This is a genomic window from Photobacterium sp. DNB23_23_1, assembly GCF_052873815.1.
On the sequence record NZ_JBNNXT010000039.1, the window covers coordinates 35639 to 51274 of the forward strand.

Sequence of the window (15636 nt, forward strand, 5' to 3'; positions counted from 1 at the left end):
CGTGAGCCAGCTTTTTAATATGAATGAAAAATTGATCGCAGTCGTACCGGCTGCTGGTGTCGGTAGTCGAATGGCGGCTGACCGCCCAAAACAGTACTTGCACATCGCTGGCAAGACGATTCTTGAACATACCATTGACCGTTTGCTCCAACACCCAAAGGTCGAACGGGTGGTGGTCGCGATCAGCGAGCATGACCCCTATTTCCCAACCTTACCGTTGGCGGATCACCCGCAGGTGACCCGGGTTGATGGTGGTGCAGAGCGGGCTGATTCCGTATTTTCCGGCTTGGCCGCTATTGGTGATCCTAATGCCTGGGTGCTGGTCCATGATGCCGCACGTCCTTGTTTACGTCAGCAGGATCTCGACCGGTTGATCCTCGAGGCGCAGGCGAGCGAATTCGGTGCTATTTTAGCAGCACCGGTTCGCGACACCATGAAACGTGGTAATGGCCAGCAAGCGATAGCCGTCACGGTTGAGCGTAGTGATCTTTGGCATGCCCTGACGCCGCAGATGTTCCGTGCTGGTCAGTTAACGCTCGCGCTGAAAAAGGCGCTGGCCGACGGGGCGGTGGTCACAGACGAGGCCTCGGCGCTGGAGCATTGTGGCATGGCGCCTAAATTGGTCACCGGGCGTGCCGACAACCTAAAGGTTACCCAACCTGAAGATCTCGCGCTCGCGGAGTTTTATTTGCAACATTTATTGAAGGATGAGCAATGATGCGTATTGGACACGGTTTTGACGTCCATAAATTTGGTGGCGAAGGCCCAGTAATTATTGGTGGCGTTGCGATTCCTTATGAGCAGGGTCTGATTGCCCATTCCGATGGTGATGTGGCTCTACACGCGGTATGTGACGCATTGCTGGGTGCCATTGGCGCTGGCGATATTGGCCGCCATTTCCCGGATACCGATGCCGAGTGGGAAGGGGCTGACAGCCGTATGTTGCTGCGCGACGTATACCGCAAAGTAAAAATAAAAGGTTATCGCTTGGGGAACCTTGATGTCACCATCATTGCCCAGGCGCCGAAAATGGCCCCGAATATCGGTGCAATGTGCCAAGCTATTGCCGAGGATTTGGAAACGGACGTTGAGAACATCAATGTAAAAGCGACCACCTCGGAGCGTCTTGGTTTTACCGGACGCAAAGAAGGCATTGCCTGTGAAGCGGTTGTGCTGATCAGTAAAGAATAAATCAGGCAGGGCTATGTAGCCTTGCCTTCTGGCATCTCGGTGCTGCTAAAGAATGGTGTAATTATGTCTACGGTAATGGACAACTTCAGCTGGTTGTATGGAAAACCAAGCTGTCAGGGCCGCATTAAGGTTGAACCTGAAGATTTTGTAGTAAAGGAAAACCTTGGCTTCGAGTTTGCCGGAGTGGGCGAGCATTTTATGGTGAAGATCCGCAAGACCGGGGAAAACACCAAGTATGTGGTCAATGAACTGGCCAAAGCCTGCGGTGTTAAGTCGCGCGATGTAAGCTGGGCTGGTTTGAAGGATCGCCATGCTGTGACTGAGCAGTGGCTCAGTGTGCACCTGCCAGGTAAACCGGATCCGGACTTGGCACAATTTGTTGCCGAACATCCGGGTGTCGAAGTGTTGGAAACCGCCCGCCATGATAAAAAGCTACGTCCTGGTGATTTGGCGGGTAACTGGTTTCAGCTGACCTTGCGCGATCTGGATCTAGCCGACGATGTAATGGCGCGCTTGGAGCAGGTTAAGCTGCTGGGTGTGCCGAACTATTTCGGTGAGCAGCGTTTTGGCCATGGCGGTAACAATGTCATCAAGGCCCGTGCTTGGGGGAATGATGAATTCCGCGTTCGTGACAAGAGTAAGCGTAGCTTCTACCTATCGGCTGCACGCTCGTGGTTGTTCAATATGGTGCTTTCAGAGCGTATCGAGCAGCAAACTGTCCATACGGTGGTCGCCGGTGATCTGTTAGAAACGGAAGAAGACGATCGCGGCCGCTTGGTGGAATCAAACCTCGAGCAGTGGCAGCAGGCGGTGGATAATGGCACAGCAAGTATTACTGCACCTATGATGGGTGATAATGCCCTTCCGACCACAGCCCAGGCAGAAGCCTTTGAAATGGCTATTGTCGAGCAGGAGCCTTTGCTACTCAAGCTGATCCGTGACAACCGAATGCGCCACGAGCGTCGCTCGCTATTGTTGAAACCTAAGCAGATGGTATGGCAGCAAGATGGCGATACCGTCACCGTTTCTTTTGCGCTGCCTGCGGGCTGTTTTGCCACCGCGGTCGTTCGCGAGCTCATGGTTGAGCAGGAACAACAGGAAGGACACGATGCGAATTCTGATCAGTAACGATGATGGTATCTTTGCCGAGGGGATCAACACCTTGGCAAAGGTATTGAGCGATATCGGTGAGGTCACGGTGGTTGCACCGGACCGTAACCGTTCTGGTGCATCCAACTCGCTGACGCTGGATAACCCGTTGCGGATCCGCCATGAAGGTGAAAAGCGGATTTCGGTGGAAGGGACGCCGACTGACTGTGTCCATTTCGCACTCAATGAATGGCTGGGTGAACGTCCGGATGTTGTTGTTGCAGGTATCAACCACGGGGCAAACCTGGGGGATGATGTGCTGTACTCGGGTACGGTTGCCGCTGCAACTGAAGGCCACTTCCTCGGTGTGCCGGCAGTTGCTGTTTCGCTGGTGGGACATCAGCACTTTGAGACGGCAGCGCGGGTTGTCAAAGATTTGCTGCTAAAAGCACAGTCACAGCCATTGCCAAGCAATAAAATATTGAATATCAATGTGCCGGATGTCGCTTATTCTCAATTGGGAAGCTGGCAGGTGACACGTCTCGGTGCCCGTCACCGTGCTGAGAATATGGTTAAGGGTACGGATCCGCGAGGCAAAGAGCTTTACTGGTTGGGGCCGCCGGGACCTTGTCAGGACGCTGGTCCGGGAACGGACTTTTATGCTATTGAGCAACAATGTGTATCGATTACCCCACTACAGGTAGATCTCACCGCGCATGATGCGCTGGAAGGGATCAGTATGTGGGTTGAGCAACAGGAGAAATAGTCGCAATGCGCAATGTGGACGAGCGGACGCTTTTGCTGAACTATTTACATCAGCAGGGGGTTTGTGATGATAAGGTGCTCCAGGCGATGGCGTCTGTCCCGCGGGAGCGGTTTATCGATGAAGCCCTGTCACACAAAGCTTATGAAAATAATGCTCTGCCTATCGGTAGTGGGCAGACCATCTCGCAGCCGTACATTGTCGCCAAAATGACGGAGTTAATGGCCCTGTCTGCTGACTCAAGAGTACTGGAGATCGGTACTGGCTCAGGTTATCAAACGGCGGTGCTGGCACACTTGGTTAACCATGTGTTTTCGGTTGAGCGGATCAAGGCACTGCAATGGCAGGCCAAACGACGTCTAAAACAGCTTGAGCTGCATAATGTCTCGACCAAGCACAGTGACGGTTGGTTGGGGTGGGCTGGAAAGGGCCCGTTCGATGCCATCATTGTGACGGCGGCGGCCGCTGAAATTCCCATGGAGCTACTCAATCAGTTGGCTGATGGGGGCCGCTTGGTGATCCCTGTGGGTGAGCATGCACAGGTATTGAAAGTGATTGTTCGCGAAGGAGAGCGTTTTGCATACCGCGATATTGAAGCGGTACGATTTGTCCCTCTTGTCGCCGGGGAGTTGGCATAGGTCATATGATAAGGGTGTTGTCTTCAGCAAGGACGCGGAAGCTGGCAGCGATAGCTGTCAGCCTGATGTTGTTTGGCTGTAGTAATCATAGTCCTGCTCCGGTGATGAGCCTTGGCAAGGACTACAACAGCCTGGAGCGTGGTAGCTACCGCGGTAGCTATTATCAAGTCCGGGAGGGCGATACGCTTTACTTCATTTCTTACATTACTGGACGGGATGTCGACGATATTATTACAAGTAATAAATTGTCGAAGCCTTATACCATTTTTCCTGGTCAAAGGTTGCAATTGTGGCGGCCAAAATACGTTGCCCCCAAATATGGCCAGGCTGCACCGGTTGCTGTAGCTGCCATACCGGCAGCTAAAACTCCAACAAAAACAAAAGTCTCAAAACCTGCTCAACCCAAACCAGCGGCTAAGGCGCAGCCTGTGACGCAACCGGCCTCCCAGAAACCGGTTCAGTCAGCGGCAAGCAAGACGCAAAGCGAGCAAAAAGTCGCCAATAAAAATGTTGATCCGGCTCCCACAAAAGAGTACTCTCAAAAAACCAAAAGTAACAAAGTTGTTACATCTAAGCCGCAATCTAGCAACGCCAAAGTGGCTAAATGGTCTTGGCCGTCGAAGGGGCGTGTGATTGCCAAGTTCTCCAACTCGGAGAATGGCAATAAAGGGATCGACATCGCTGGGCAGCGTGGACAATCTGTCAATGCGTCTGCCAATGGGGTGGTGGTTTATGCCGGTAACGCGCTTCGGGGATATGGCAATTTGGTGATTATCAAACATAACGATGATTATCTCAGTGCCTATGCCCACAACGACCAAGTTTATGTCAAGGAGCAGCAAAAGGTATCGGTTGGCCAGAAAATTGCTTCTATGGGAAGCTCAGGCACAAGTACTGTGAAGTTGCATTTTGAGATCCGTTACAAGGGTAAGTCCGTCGATCCAATGCGGTACTTACCCAAATAGATAACATGGCATAGTAAAGTTGTAATGTCTTGCTAACTCGCCATCTGGGAGGCGCTATGAGTGGAAGCAATACTGCTGCAGATATTGAAGACTTTGAATTCGATGAAGAAGCGGAGACTGAATCCGCAACCGTTGAAACCAAAGCCGAAGATGTTAGTGCTAGTGACGATGATGTCGATATGTCGCAATATGGGGCTACGCAGAAAGCTCTTGATGCGACCCAGCTCTACCTTGGGGAAATTGGCTTTTCACCTTTGTTGACCGCAGAGGAAGAAGTCCTCTACGCCCGACGTGCTCTTCGTGGTGATGAAGTTGCCCGCAAGCGCATGATCGAAAGTAACCTTCGACTCGTGGTCAAAATTTCTCGCCGTTACAGTAACCGTGGCTTGGCTCTGCTCGACTTGGTCGAAGAAGGCAACCTTGGTTTGATCCGTGCGGTTGAGAAATTCGATCCGGAGCGTGGTTTCCGTTTTTCAACCTACGCAACATGGTGGATCCGTCAGACTATTGAACGGGCAATTATGAACCAGACCCGGACTATCCGTCTGCCTATCCATGTCGTTAAAGAGCTGAATGTTTATCTCCGCACTGCCCGTGAGTTGGCACAGAAGCTGGACCACGAGCCAACGGCGGAAGACATTGCGTTGAAACTGGACAAATCGGTTGATGACGTCAACCGGATGCTACGTCTCAATGAGCGTGTGGGTTCGGTAGATAATCCTATTGGTGGTGATTCCGAAAAAGCCCTGCTTGATATCATTCCGGATGAAAAGAGCGGCGGTCCCGAAACATCAACTCAAGATGACGACATCAAAGCATCTATTGTCCACTGGCTACAGGAACTTAACCCTAAGCAGCGTGAAGTGCTGGCACGCCGTTTTGGCTTGCTTGGTTATGAAGCGTCGACATTGGAAGATGTTGGTCGTGAGATCGGTCTGACCCGTGAAAGAGTGCGTCAGATCCAAGTTGAAGGCTTACGCCGTTTACGCGATATGCTAACTCATCAAGGGTTGAGCATTGAGTCGCTGTTCAATCAGGAACAATTGTAAACCGGTCCACTTTAACTTTACTTTTTCCGGTTCAATCAAAAAGGGATGCCAAATGGCATCCCTTTTATTTTCCTTTATCTCTACCAGCCCGGCTACATCAGGGCTTTCAAGCGGTACAACTCATCCAGTGCTTGGCGTGGTGTCATTTCGTCTGGGTTGATCCGCGCCAGTGCTTCTTCGACTTCGCTTGGCTCCGGCAGCAGGCTCAGCTGCTGTTCGACTAACGGTTCTTGGCTGTTGGCGCTAGGTGAAACCGCTTGCTGGTGGCCACTGGCTTCGAGTTGCTGAAGCTTGAACTTGGCACGTTTGATCACCGACTTAGGGACACCGGCTAAGCTAGCAACGGCCAAGCCGTAAGACTTGCTGGCTGCCCCTTCCTGTACCGCGTGCATAAAGGCGATTTCATCACCGTGCTCTACGGCATCAAGGTGGACATTGGCCAAACCGTCCATCAGCGATGGTAACTCTGTCAGTTCAAAGTAGTGGGTCGCGAACAAGGTCATGGCCGAAATTTTATCGGCTAGCCATTCGGCACTGGCCCATGCCAGCGATAGGCCGTCATAGGTACTGGTACCGCGACCGATCTCATCCATCAGTACCAAACTATTCTGCGTGGCATTATGCAAGATATTGGCAGTTTCGGTCATTTCTACCATGAAGGTCGAGCGGCCCGAAGCCAGGTCATCGGAAGCACCGATACGGGTGAAGATCCGATCCAGCGGACCGATCTTAACGGCTTCGGCCGGCACAAAAGAACCGACATGGGCAAGCAGAGCGATCAAAGCCGTCTGGCGCATGTAGGTCGATTTACCCCCCATATTCGGACCTGTGATGATCAACATCCGGCGGTCATGGTGGAGTGATATCGGGTTGGCGATAAATGGTTCGCTCAGTACTTGTTCGACCACCGGGTGGCGGCCGGCGGTGATTTCAACTCCGGTGGCTTCTGTTAGTTTAGGGCGGCAGTAGTTCAGGGTATCAGCACGCTCGGCCAAGTTGGCAAGGACATCTAGTTCCGACAGGGCATTAGCCGTATTTTGCAGTTGTTCAAGGTGCGGTAGCAGTTGATCAAACAGCTCTTCCCAAAGCTTCTTCTCTAATGCCAACGCTTTAGATTTCGAGTTCAGTACCTTGTCTTCGTGTTCCTTGAGCTCAGGGATGATGTAACGCTCAGCATTTTTCAGGGTCTGGCGGCGTACATAGTGGCTCGGCACCAGGTGGCTCTGCCCACGGCTGACTTGGATATAGAAGCCGTGAACATTGTTGAAGCCCACTTTCAGGCTATCGATGTCATGGCGTTCGCGTTCGTTAGCTTCCATCTCTTCAAGGAATTTGGTTGCGCCGTCGGCTAGATCTCGCCATTCGTCCAGTTCGGCATTGTAGCCTGGAGCCAGTACACCACCGTCACGAATTACCACTGGTGGGTTGTCGATAATGGCGCGCTCAAGCAGTTCGCACAGCTCGTCCATCGGGGCGGCAAGGCCAGCTAATTCACCAATACGGGACTGGTTGATCTCACCAAGTAGTTCAGCCAGCTCCGGCAGGTGTTGGAGCGCAGTCCGCATACGAGCGAGATCGCGAGGGCGAGCAGAGCGCAGAGCCAGGCGGGCAAGGATACGTTCCAGATCACCCATGTGGCGCAATACGCCGGCAAGATCCAAAAATAGTCCGGTGTCCTTAAAAGCGGCAATGGCATCAAGGCGACCGTTGAGCTGCTGGCGGTCACGGATTGGTTGGTGCAACCAACGCTTTAGCAAGCGGCTACCCATTGGCGTGGCTGTTTGGTCAAGAACGGAAGCCAAGGTATTGTCGAAGCCGCCAGCCAAGTTCTGGGTTAACTCGAGGTTACGGCGGGTAGCAGCATCCAGGATCACCGAGTGATCCTTGGTATCTAGGGTGATCGCCCGGATGTGAGGCAGGGCTGTGCGCTGGGTATCTTTGACATATTGCATCAGGCAGCCTGCCGCACATAGACCGTGCTCGGCCTGTTCGACCCCGAAGCCAACCAGATCACGGGTACCGAACTGCATGGTCAGTTGCTGGCGCGCAGTCTCGAGATCAAACTCCCAGACCGGACGGCGTCGGGCACCTTTCATACCGTGGAACAGGCCTGGCAGGTCAAAATCTTCCGGATACAGCAATTCAGCCGGGCTGGTACGCTGCAACTCGGCCTGCATGGCTTCTTCAGTCTCCGGCTCGGCGAGCATAAAGCGACCCGAGGTAATATCCAGCGTGGCGTAACCGAACTTGCTGCCTTCATGGTAGATGGCGGCAATCAGGTTGTCCTGGCGCTCGCTGAGCAGTGCTTCGTCGCTGACGGTACCCGGCGTGATAATTCTCACTACCTTACGCTCGACCGGCCCTTTGCTGGTCGCGGGATCACCAATTTGCTCACAGATAGCCGCGGAGACACCTTGCTGAACCAGTTTGGCAAGGTAGCCCTCAATGGCATGGTAGGGGACACCTGCCATCGGGATCGGCTGGCCATTGGAAGAGCCACGCTTGGTCAGCGAGATATCCAGCAGTTGCGAAGCCTGCTTTGCGTCATCAAAAAATAGTTCGTAGAAATCACCCATCCGATAAAACAGCAAGACCTCCGGATTCTCTGCTTTGATCCGTAAAAATTGCTGCATCATAGGTGTATGTTTTTCTAAGCCTTTTATTGTCACGTTGTTGCCTGCTACATTGTGCCGGAGGGCTGGGTGACCCTACTATATCCGGGGGAAGTTTCTGGTCGCTTAGGATACGTGATCCCGACCTTTCGGCAAAGGGGAGAGCGTGTATTTTTCCCGCAGCAATAATTGTGGTGGACAACAGGCTTGCCCGCTGTGGGTGAGCTAAGTAATGTGTACGCAGTGGATGGCTAGTGGCGTATTCAGTGACGCGGAACAATCTCGTCATACTAGCTTTATCGTTTTAGGTTGGCCGTATTAACTAGGGAGTGATGATGGCATTAGCACAACAGGTCGGGCTGGCCCTGGCCCAGCGTAACTGGGTGGCAGTCACCGCCGAGTCCTGCACCGGGGGCGGGGTCTCTACCGCCATCACGGATATTGCCGGCAGCTCGGCATGGTTTGACCGGGCATTTGTGACCTACAGTAATGAGGCCAAGCAGGAGATGCTTGGCGTGAGCGTACAAACATTGGCCCAGTATGGTGCTGTCAGTGAGCAGGTCGTGGCTGAAATGGTAACGGGGGCACTGGCTCATTCGCGTGGCGACATCGCCGTTGCCATCAGCGGTATTGCTGGGCCTGGCGGTGGTAGCGAAGAGAAGCCGGTCGGTACCGTGTGTTTTGGCTGGGCTGATCAAACAGGCAAGTTAAAGGTGGAAACCTGCCTTTTTGATGGCGACCGGCCAGAGGTACGGCAACAAGCCGTTGACAAAGCGCTATCTGGGTTGCTTGCGCTGATGGCACAATCCTGAGGCGTTCATGAGCCGAGAGCAATTTGGCGAAAAAAAATTCATCCAGTGCTAGACACTGTATGAATAGACAGTATACTAATCATCAATATCAGTACTTAGTTTAAGCATTAATTAAGCATCCCTTGGAGAGTCTAATGGACGACAACAAGCAGAAGGCACTCGCCGCCGCGTTAGGTCAAATTGAAAAGCAATTCGGTAAAGGCTCGATCATGAAGTTGGGCGACAACCGCACTATGGATGTCGAAACCGTGTCTACCGGTTCTCTGTCTCTAGATATCGCCTTGGGTGCTGGTGGTCTGCCAATGGGCCGTATCGTTGAAATCTACGGTCCTGAATCTTCAGGTAAAACCACGTTAACACTAGAAGTTATTGCTGCTGCCCAACGTCAAGGCAAAACCTGTGCCTTCATCGATGCTGAGCACGCGCTTGACCCAATCTACGCGCAGAAACTGGGTGTAGATATCGACCAGCTATTGGTTTCCCAGCCAGATACTGGTGAGCAAGCATTGGAGATTGCCGATGCCCTAGCTCGTTCTGGCGCGGTTGATATTCTGGTTGTCGACTCCGTTGCTGCCCTAACGCCTAAGGCCGAAATCGAAGGTGAGATGGGTGATTCACACATGGGTCTACAGGCACGTATGCTGTCTCAGGCTATGCGTAAAATCACCGGTAACCTGAAGCAGTCGAACTGCATGTGTATCTTCATCAACCAGATCCGTATGAAGATCGGTGTGATGTTCGGTAATCCAGAAACCACAACTGGTGGTAACGCACTGAAATTTTACGCTTCTGTTCGTCTTGATATCCGTCGTACCGGCGCTGTCAAAGAAGGTGATGAAGTGGTAGGTAACGAAACCCGTATCAAGGTTGTGAAAAACAAGATTGCGGCACCGTTCAAACAAGCTGAAACCCAGATCCTTTACGGTAAAGGTTTCAACCGCTACGGCGAGCTGATCGACCTTGGCGTGAAGAACAAGATGGTTGAGAAAGCGGGTGCATGGTACAGCTACCAGGGTGATAAGATCGGTCAGGGTAAGGCAAATGCGTGTAAGTACATCGAGGAAAACCGCCATATTGCTGAAGAGCTTGAAGCTAAACTGCGTGAGCTACTGCTAACGCCGGCTGTACTTGAAGAAGCGGCAGCTGAAGCGGAAGAAGATGCCGAAGATAAGGCATTTTAATCATGCTTAGCCAACAAGGCTGAATGACAGAATAGAAGAGCGGGCGGGTATGATTACCACGCCCGCTTTTTTTACTGGAGAGGATAATGAAAGTGAAGAAACCGGCCCGAAGTGCCACGCAATTGGCGGTCAGGTATCTGTCACGCCGTGACCATGCCGAGAAAGAGCTGCAGCAAAAGCTGCTGGCCCGTGGCTACGAGCTGGCCGAAGTTGATGACGCGGTGGCGCTTTGTCAGGATTATAACTGGCTGGATGATGCAAGGTTTGCCGAGCGCTTGTTAGGTAATGGTATCGCCAAGGGCTGGGGGCTGTTGCGTATCCGCCAAGAAATGAAATTCAAGGGGATACACGAAGAGATTATCCGCCAGTTGTTCGAAGATGATGAGTTTGATTGGTATGAGCACGCCCGTGAGGTTGCCCTGAAAAAATTCGGCGAAAGTCCGATGGAGAGCGAGAAAGAAAAAGCCCGACGACTGCGTTTTATGCAGTACCGAGGGTTTGACTTAGAGCAGATCCAATATGCCCTCGATGTTGACGATGAATACTGACCAGGTGTTCCTCTTCCCCTAAACACCGCCAAAAAACACCATATCCCCCTCTGTTATCCGCATGGCGGGGATAAATTGCCTTATTTCTGAACATAACATTTCCCGTATTGGCTACCGTTGTTTTACAATAACCGCCAAAGAATTTATTTTAGTCTCATCACTGCCTGCCCAAATTGTCCTGCCGAGGGCATGGTGGAACTCAGGGCAGGTGATAAAGACAGTTAAATTCGACCATTCAGTTTACATAAAAGCATTATTCAGGATTTGCCAATGTACATGAGCACTGATGAGATTCGCCGTGCGTTTCTTGCGTTTTTTGAGAGTAAAGGCCACCAGATAGTTGAGAGTTCATCTCTTGTGCCTGCCAATGACCCTACGCTGTTGTTCACCAACGCGGGTATGAACCAGTTCAAAGATACATTCTTAGGTCTGGAAAAGCGCAACTACACTCGAGCAACAACCGCTCAGCGCTGTGTTCGTGCCGGTGGTAAGCACAACGACCTGGAAAATGTTGGCTTTACCGCTCGTCACCACACGTTCTTCGAGATGTTGGGTAACTTCAGTTTCGGTGATTACTTCAAGCAAGACGCGATTAAGTTTGCTTGGGAATTCCTTACCGTCACACTGAAACTGCCAGCAGATCGTCTGTTGGTTACCGTTTACGAAACCGATGACGAAGCCTTTGACATCTGGAACAAAGAAGTTGGCGTACCGGCTGATCGCATCGTGCGTATCGGTGACAAGAAAGGTGGCAAGCCATTCGAGTCAGACAACTTCTGGCAGATGGGTGATACCGGCCCTTGCGGTCCTTGTACTGAAATTTTCTACGACCACGGTGATCACATCTGGGGTGGCCGTCCGGGCACACCTGAAGAAGATGGCGATCGTTTCATCGAGATCTGGAACAACGTATTTATGCAGTTCAACCGTCAGGCTGACGGTACGATGGATCCGCTACCTAAGCCGTCGGTAGATACCGGTATGGGCATCGAGCGTATCTCTGCCATCATGCAGGGTGTGCACTCTAACTACGAAATCGATATCTTCCAGACGCTGATCAAAGAAGCGGCAGCTGTGATTGGCCACGACGATCTGGGCAACCAGTCGCTACGTGTTGTTGCTGACCACATCCGTTCTTGTGCGTTCTTGATTGCTGATGGTGTGATGCCGTCAAACGAAGGTCGTGGTTACGTTCTGCGTCGTATCATCCGTCGTGCGGTTCGCCATGGTAACAAGCTAGGTGCCAAGGGTGCTTTCTTCTACAAACTGGCTGCTCCGCTAGCTGAAATCATGGGCACCGCCGGTGAAGAGCTGAAGAAGCAGCTGGAAATGGTCGAGAAAGTACTGAAGATCGAAGAAGATAACTTCGGTCGTACACTGGACCGCGGCATGACGATTCTGGCTGAAGCGTTGGATAACCTTGACGGCAAAGTGCTTGACGGCGAGACCGTGTTTAAGCTGTACGATACCTACGGTTTCCCTGCGGATCTGACCAATGATGTCGCGCGTGAACGTGGCTTCTCTATTGATGAAGAAGGCTTCAACAATGCGATGGAAGCACAGCGTCAGCGTGCTCGTGATGCAGGCCAGTTCGGCGTTGACTATAACGACGCGATCAAAGTAGACGCGGAGACTGAATTCTGTGGCTACGGTGCAACCGAAGGCCAAGCAAATGTAGTTGCCCTTTACCGTGAAGGTGAAGCGGTTGATGCTATCAATGCTGGCGAAGAAGCCTTGATTGTTCTGGACAACACACCGTTCTATGCCGAGTCTGGTGGTCAGTGTGGTGACACAGGTGCAATGACCGCTGACGGTGTTCAGTTTGTGGTTGCAGATACCCAAAAGTTCGGCAACGCTATCGGTCACACCGGTAAGCTGGCTGAAGGTTCACTGCAAGTGGGTGACAAGCTGACAGCAACCGTTGACGCAGCACGTCGCGCAGCGACCAGTCTGAACCACTCAGCGACACACTTGCTACATGCTGCACTGCGTAACCTGCTTGGTGAGCACGTGACCCAGAAAGGCTCACTGGTTAAGCCGGAAGGTTTACGTTTTGACTTCTCTCACTTAGAAGCGGTTAAGCCGGAAGAGCTACGTGAAATCGAACGTGTGGTGAACGAACAAATCCGTATTAACCACGCGATCAATACTGTTGTAACGGACATCGATTCAGCCAAAGAAAAAGGCGCTATGGCGTTGTTTGGTGAAAAATATGATGACGAAGTTCGTGTCCTTAGTATGGGTGACTTCTCTGTTGAACTGTGTGGTGGTATCCATGCTGCTAACACCGGTGATATCGGTTTGTTTAAAATCGTTTCTGAAGGGGGGATCGCTGCTGGTATCCGCCGTATCGAAGCGGTTACGGGGGAAGCGGCTATCGCAACACTGCACGATCAGGAAGCACTTCTGGCTGAAACAGCAAGCCTTGTGAAGTCTGACGCGGCATCAGTTGCGACCAAGGTGAGCGCGCTTGTGTCTCACAGCAAGCAGCTGGAAAAAGAAATTCAGCAACTGAAAGACAAGCTGGCTGCACAAGAAAGTGCAGGCCTGATCAACAAAGCTCAGGAAATCAACGGCGTTAAGGTGTTGGTCACCAAGCTTGACGGTGCCGACAACAAAGCCCTTCGCGGTATGGTTGATGAGCTGAAGAACCAGCTAGGTAGCGGTATTGTCGTGTTGGGCAATGTCAGCGGTGATAAGGTTGGCTTGATTGCCGGTGTAACCAAAGATTTGACGAGTAAAGTCAAAGCAGGCGAGTTGGTTAACCTGGTTGCCCAGCAAGTTGGCGGCAAGGGCGGCGGTCGCCCGGACATGGCGCAAGCTGGTGGCACTGATGCGGCAGCATTACCTGCAGCACTTGAGTCTGTTACCCCTTGGTTGATTGAAAAACTGTAATAGTTGGAGAGGTGAAGTGGCACTATTGGTGCAAAAATTTGGTGGTACGTCGGTCGGGAGTATCGAACGTATTGAAGCGGTGGCTGAGCGCGTTATTCAGGCGCGCCAGCGTGGTCATCAGGTTGTCGTGGTCGTTTCAGCGATGGCTGGTGAAACCAACCGTTTGTTGGGACTGGCAAAACAGATTGATGCCGTTCCGACCCAGCGGGAGCTGGACGTATTGTTGTCAACCGGCGAGCAGGTCACCATTGCCCTGCTTGCCATGGCCCTCAACAAGCGGGGGTACCAGGCAACATCATTGACTGGTGAGCAGTTAGGCATCCGCACTGATACTGTATTCAATAATGCCACCATCACCGAAGTAGAGACTGAGGTGGTAACAGAACTGCTTGAGCGTGACCACATTGTTGTTGTCGCGGGCTTCCAGGGGCGTGATAGTCAAAATAACATCACAACCCTAGGACGCGGAGGTTCTGATACCACCGCTGTTGCTATCGCTGGCGCTCTGGCTGCCGATGAGTGCCAAATCTTCACGGATGTTGACGGGGTGTATACGACTGATCCCCGTTTGGTCAGTGAAGCGGCTCGTTTATCGACGATTCATTTCGATGATATGACGGCAATGGCACGTCACGGCGCAAAAGTGCTACAATTACAGTCGGTTGAATATGCTGAGCAACATCAGGTTCCGTTGAGGGTCCTTTCATCATTCGCTGAAGGGGAAGGAACCTTGGTCGATTTCTCGACGGTATCATCCCATGGTGCCGCCGGGGTTGCTGTCAAAGGCAGGCAGGCATTATACCGAGTTGCACAACCGCTTGAGAAGGTGGAGCAACAACTTGGCTTGTTAGGGGTAGATGCTTGGTGCTATGGTGATAGCCAGCAAGCAACCTATCCTGCAACCTATATAGTTGCGGCTGATGATGAATTGGCCCGACTGAATGTTATCTTAGAAAAAACAGAATTAACTCAACCCTCCGTCGCTATACTGACTCTTGTCGGGGAAGGAATAGAAGGGGATAGCACGCAAGTGGCTGCCTCGCTGACAGAAAAAGGGATGAGGGTATATCAACAAAAAAGTACTGCTCGTTGTGTTTCACTATTGATCAATGGGCAACATTTACAGTTAGCCGTAGAACACATCCACAAAAAATTTGTGGTTGAGCCAGAAAGTCTGGATAATCGACCACTTCTCGCTGTTTCTTGAGCAGTGAACATTTACGTAATTGTAAATATTGTTGGATAATAAACGTTAACACTTATAATACTGAGATTACTCAAGGAGCACACGAATGCTAATTTTGACACGACGCGTAGGTGAAACGCTAATGATCGGTGATGAAGTCACCGTTACTGTTCTTGGCGTTAAAGGTAACCAGGTTCGAATTGGTGTAAATGCACCGAAAGAAGTCTCTGTACACCGCGAAGAAATTTACATGCGTATTCAAGCGGAAAAAGAATCAGGTTCCCAGGGTTCTGGTAACTACTAATTCGAAGAAGGCCAGCATTTATGCTGGCCTTTTTTGTTATTGCCTGCCGCGCCATATTCTTGAATCTAGAAGAGATACTGGGCCATTACGCGCGATAATATGCCGTGTTGGCTATTAAGTGTGCATCCGCGCAGTGGATGTCATTTTTTCACGATAAAGTGTTTGACTTATTTTCGGCTGGCAGTAATATGGGCCCCCGCAAGACGGTGAGGTGGCCGAGAGGCTGAAGGCGCTCCCCTGCTAAGGGAGTATACGGTTTATAGCCGTATCGAGGGTTCGAATCCCTCCCTCACCGCCATTCCTTATTATTAGTGAATGGGCTTGCATTGCGCGCTCGTAGCTCAGCTGGATAGAGTACCTGGCTACGAACCAGGCGGTCGGAGGTTCGAATCCTCCCGAGCGC

The 15636-nt window shown here is 51.7% G+C and carries 14 protein-coding genes and 2 tRNA genes; 15 read left to right on the plus strand and 1 reads right to left on the minus strand.

Going from position 1 to position 15636, the window contains the following annotated elements:
* Window positions 1-19: 19 nt before the first annotated feature.
* From ispD to rpoS, 7 genes are all read left to right on the plus strand, one after another.
* Window positions 20-718, plus strand: a complete 699-nt coding sequence (gene ispD, locus ACVA53_RS19805; protein WP_446506034.1) for a 2-C-methyl-D-erythritol 4-phosphate cytidylyltransferase — start codon at window positions 20-22, stop codon at window positions 716-718.
* Window positions 718-1191 (plus strand): 2-C-methyl-D-erythritol 2,4-cyclodiphosphate synthase, encoded by a 474-nt coding sequence (gene ispF / locus ACVA53_RS19810; RefSeq protein ID WP_446506035.1) that lies wholly within the window; start codon window positions 718-720, stop codon window positions 1189-1191. Before ispD ends, ispF begins: the two co-directional genes overlap by 1 nt.
* Before the next feature lie 63 nt (window positions 1192-1254).
* Window positions 1255-2319 (plus strand): tRNA pseudouridine(13) synthase TruD, encoded by a 1065-nt coding sequence (gene truD, locus ACVA53_RS19815; protein ID WP_446506029.1) that lies wholly within the window; start codon window positions 1255-1257, stop codon window positions 2317-2319.
* Window positions 2300-3046 (plus strand): 5'/3'-nucleotidase SurE, encoded by a 747-nt coding sequence (surE, locus tag ACVA53_RS19820; RefSeq protein ID WP_446506030.1) that lies wholly within the window; start codon window positions 2300-2302, stop codon window positions 3044-3046. The genes truD and surE overlap by 20 nt, the downstream gene beginning before the upstream one ends.
* A gap of 5 nt (window positions 3047-3051) precedes the next feature.
* Window positions 3052-3681: a protein-L-isoaspartate(D-aspartate) O-methyltransferase gene (locus tag ACVA53_RS19825; protein WP_255041102.1), complete on the plus strand. Its 630-nt coding sequence runs from the start codon at window positions 3052-3054 to the stop codon at window positions 3679-3681.
* Window positions 3682-3746: 65 nt separating this feature from the next.
* Window positions 3747-4646 carry a murein hydrolase activator NlpD gene (gene nlpD / locus ACVA53_RS19830; RefSeq protein ID WP_255041176.1) on the plus strand — a complete coding sequence of 300 codons (900 nt, stop codon included), beginning with the start codon at window positions 3747-3749 and terminating at the stop codon, window positions 4644-4646.
* 56 nt (window positions 4647-4702) lie between these two features.
* Complete coding sequence (gene rpoS / locus ACVA53_RS19835; RefSeq protein WP_255041101.1) at window positions 4703-5695, plus strand: RNA polymerase sigma factor RpoS; 993 nt, start codon at window positions 4703-4705, stop codon at window positions 5693-5695.
* A gap of 92 nt (window positions 5696-5787) precedes the next feature.
* On the opposite strand, the gene mutS is transcribed toward rpoS, so the two are convergent.
* Complete coding sequence (mutS, locus tag ACVA53_RS19840) at window positions 5788-8364, minus strand: DNA mismatch repair protein MutS (protein ID WP_446506031.1); 2577 nt, start codon at window positions 8362-8364, stop codon at window positions 5788-5790.
* Window positions 8365-8642: 278 nt separating this feature from the next.
* Between mutS and pncC the strand changes: the two genes are divergently transcribed.
* The 8 genes from pncC (at window position 8643) to ACVA53_RS19880 (ending at window position 15636) form a co-directional block, all read left to right on the plus strand.
* Window positions 8643-9119, plus strand: coding sequence for a nicotinamide-nucleotide amidase (pncC, locus tag ACVA53_RS19845; RefSeq protein WP_255041175.1), 477 nt, complete (start codon window positions 8643-8645; stop codon window positions 9117-9119).
* A gap of 134 nt (window positions 9120-9253) precedes the next feature.
* On the plus strand, window positions 9254-10300 hold the full coding sequence (gene recA / locus ACVA53_RS19850; RefSeq protein ID WP_255041099.1) for a recombinase RecA: 1047 nt from the start codon (window positions 9254-9256) through the stop codon (window positions 10298-10300).
* Window positions 10301-10386: 86 nt separating this feature from the next.
* Window positions 10387-10848: a recombination regulator RecX gene (recX, locus tag ACVA53_RS19855; protein ID WP_255041098.1), complete on the plus strand. Its 462-nt coding sequence runs from the start codon at window positions 10387-10389 to the stop codon at window positions 10846-10848.
* A 270-nt stretch (window positions 10849-11118) separates the two neighbouring features.
* Window positions 11119-13743: an alanine--tRNA ligase gene (gene alaS, locus ACVA53_RS19860; protein WP_446506032.1), complete on the plus strand. Its 2625-nt coding sequence runs from the start codon at window positions 11119-11121 to the stop codon at window positions 13741-13743.
* 16 nt (window positions 13744-13759) lie between these two features.
* Window positions 13760-14950, plus strand: a complete 1191-nt coding sequence (locus ACVA53_RS19865) for an aspartate kinase (RefSeq protein WP_255041096.1) — start codon at window positions 13760-13762, stop codon at window positions 14948-14950.
* Window positions 14951-15035: 85 nt separating this feature from the next.
* Window positions 15036-15233 (plus strand): carbon storage regulator CsrA, encoded by a 198-nt coding sequence (gene csrA / locus ACVA53_RS19870; protein ID WP_107349901.1) that lies wholly within the window; start codon window positions 15036-15038, stop codon window positions 15231-15233.
* A 205-nt stretch (window positions 15234-15438) separates the two neighbouring features.
* Window positions 15439-15531, plus strand: a tRNA-Ser gene (locus tag ACVA53_RS19875).
* A gap of 32 nt (window positions 15532-15563) precedes the next feature.
* Window positions 15564-15636, plus strand: a tRNA-Arg gene (locus tag ACVA53_RS19880).

What these genes read in the sequence shown, in the direction of transcription:
- pncC (WP_255041175.1), top strand. Translation starts at nt 8,643, where the DNA reads ATGGCATTAGCACAACAGGTCGGGCTGGCCCTGGCCCAGCGTAACTGG.
- ACVA53_RS19825 (WP_255041102.1), top strand. Translation starts at nt 3,052, where the DNA reads ATGCGCAATGTGGACGAGCGGACGCTTTTGCTGAACTATTTACATCAG.
- recX (WP_255041098.1), top strand. Translation starts at nt 10,387, where the DNA reads ATGAAAGTGAAGAAACCGGCCCGAAGTGCCACGCAATTGGCGGTCAGG.
- recA (WP_255041099.1), top strand. Translation starts at nt 9,254, where the DNA reads ATGGACGACAACAAGCAGAAGGCACTCGCCGCCGCGTTAGGTCAAATT.
- rpoS (WP_255041101.1), top strand. Translation starts at nt 4,703, where the DNA reads ATGAGTGGAAGCAATACTGCTGCAGATATTGAAGACTTTGAATTCGAT.
- ispF (WP_446506035.1), top strand. Translation starts at nt 718, where the DNA reads ATGCGTATTGGACACGGTTTTGACGTCCATAAATTTGGTGGCGAAGGC.
- alaS (WP_446506032.1), top strand. Translation starts at nt 11,119, where the DNA reads ATGTACATGAGCACTGATGAGATTCGCCGTGCGTTTCTTGCGTTTTTT.
- ispD (WP_446506034.1), top strand. Translation starts at nt 20, where the DNA reads ATGAATGAAAAATTGATCGCAGTCGTACCGGCTGCTGGTGTCGGTAGT.
- surE (WP_446506030.1), top strand. Translation starts at nt 2,300, where the DNA reads ATGCGAATTCTGATCAGTAACGATGATGGTATCTTTGCCGAGGGGATC.
- csrA (WP_107349901.1), top strand. Translation starts at nt 15,036, where the DNA reads ATGCTAATTTTGACACGACGCGTAGGTGAAACGCTAATGATCGGTGAT.
- nlpD (WP_255041176.1), top strand. Translation starts at nt 3,747, where the DNA reads ATGTTGTTTGGCTGTAGTAATCATAGTCCTGCTCCGGTGATGAGCCTT.
- truD (WP_446506029.1), top strand. Translation starts at nt 1,255, where the DNA reads ATGTCTACGGTAATGGACAACTTCAGCTGGTTGTATGGAAAACCAAGC.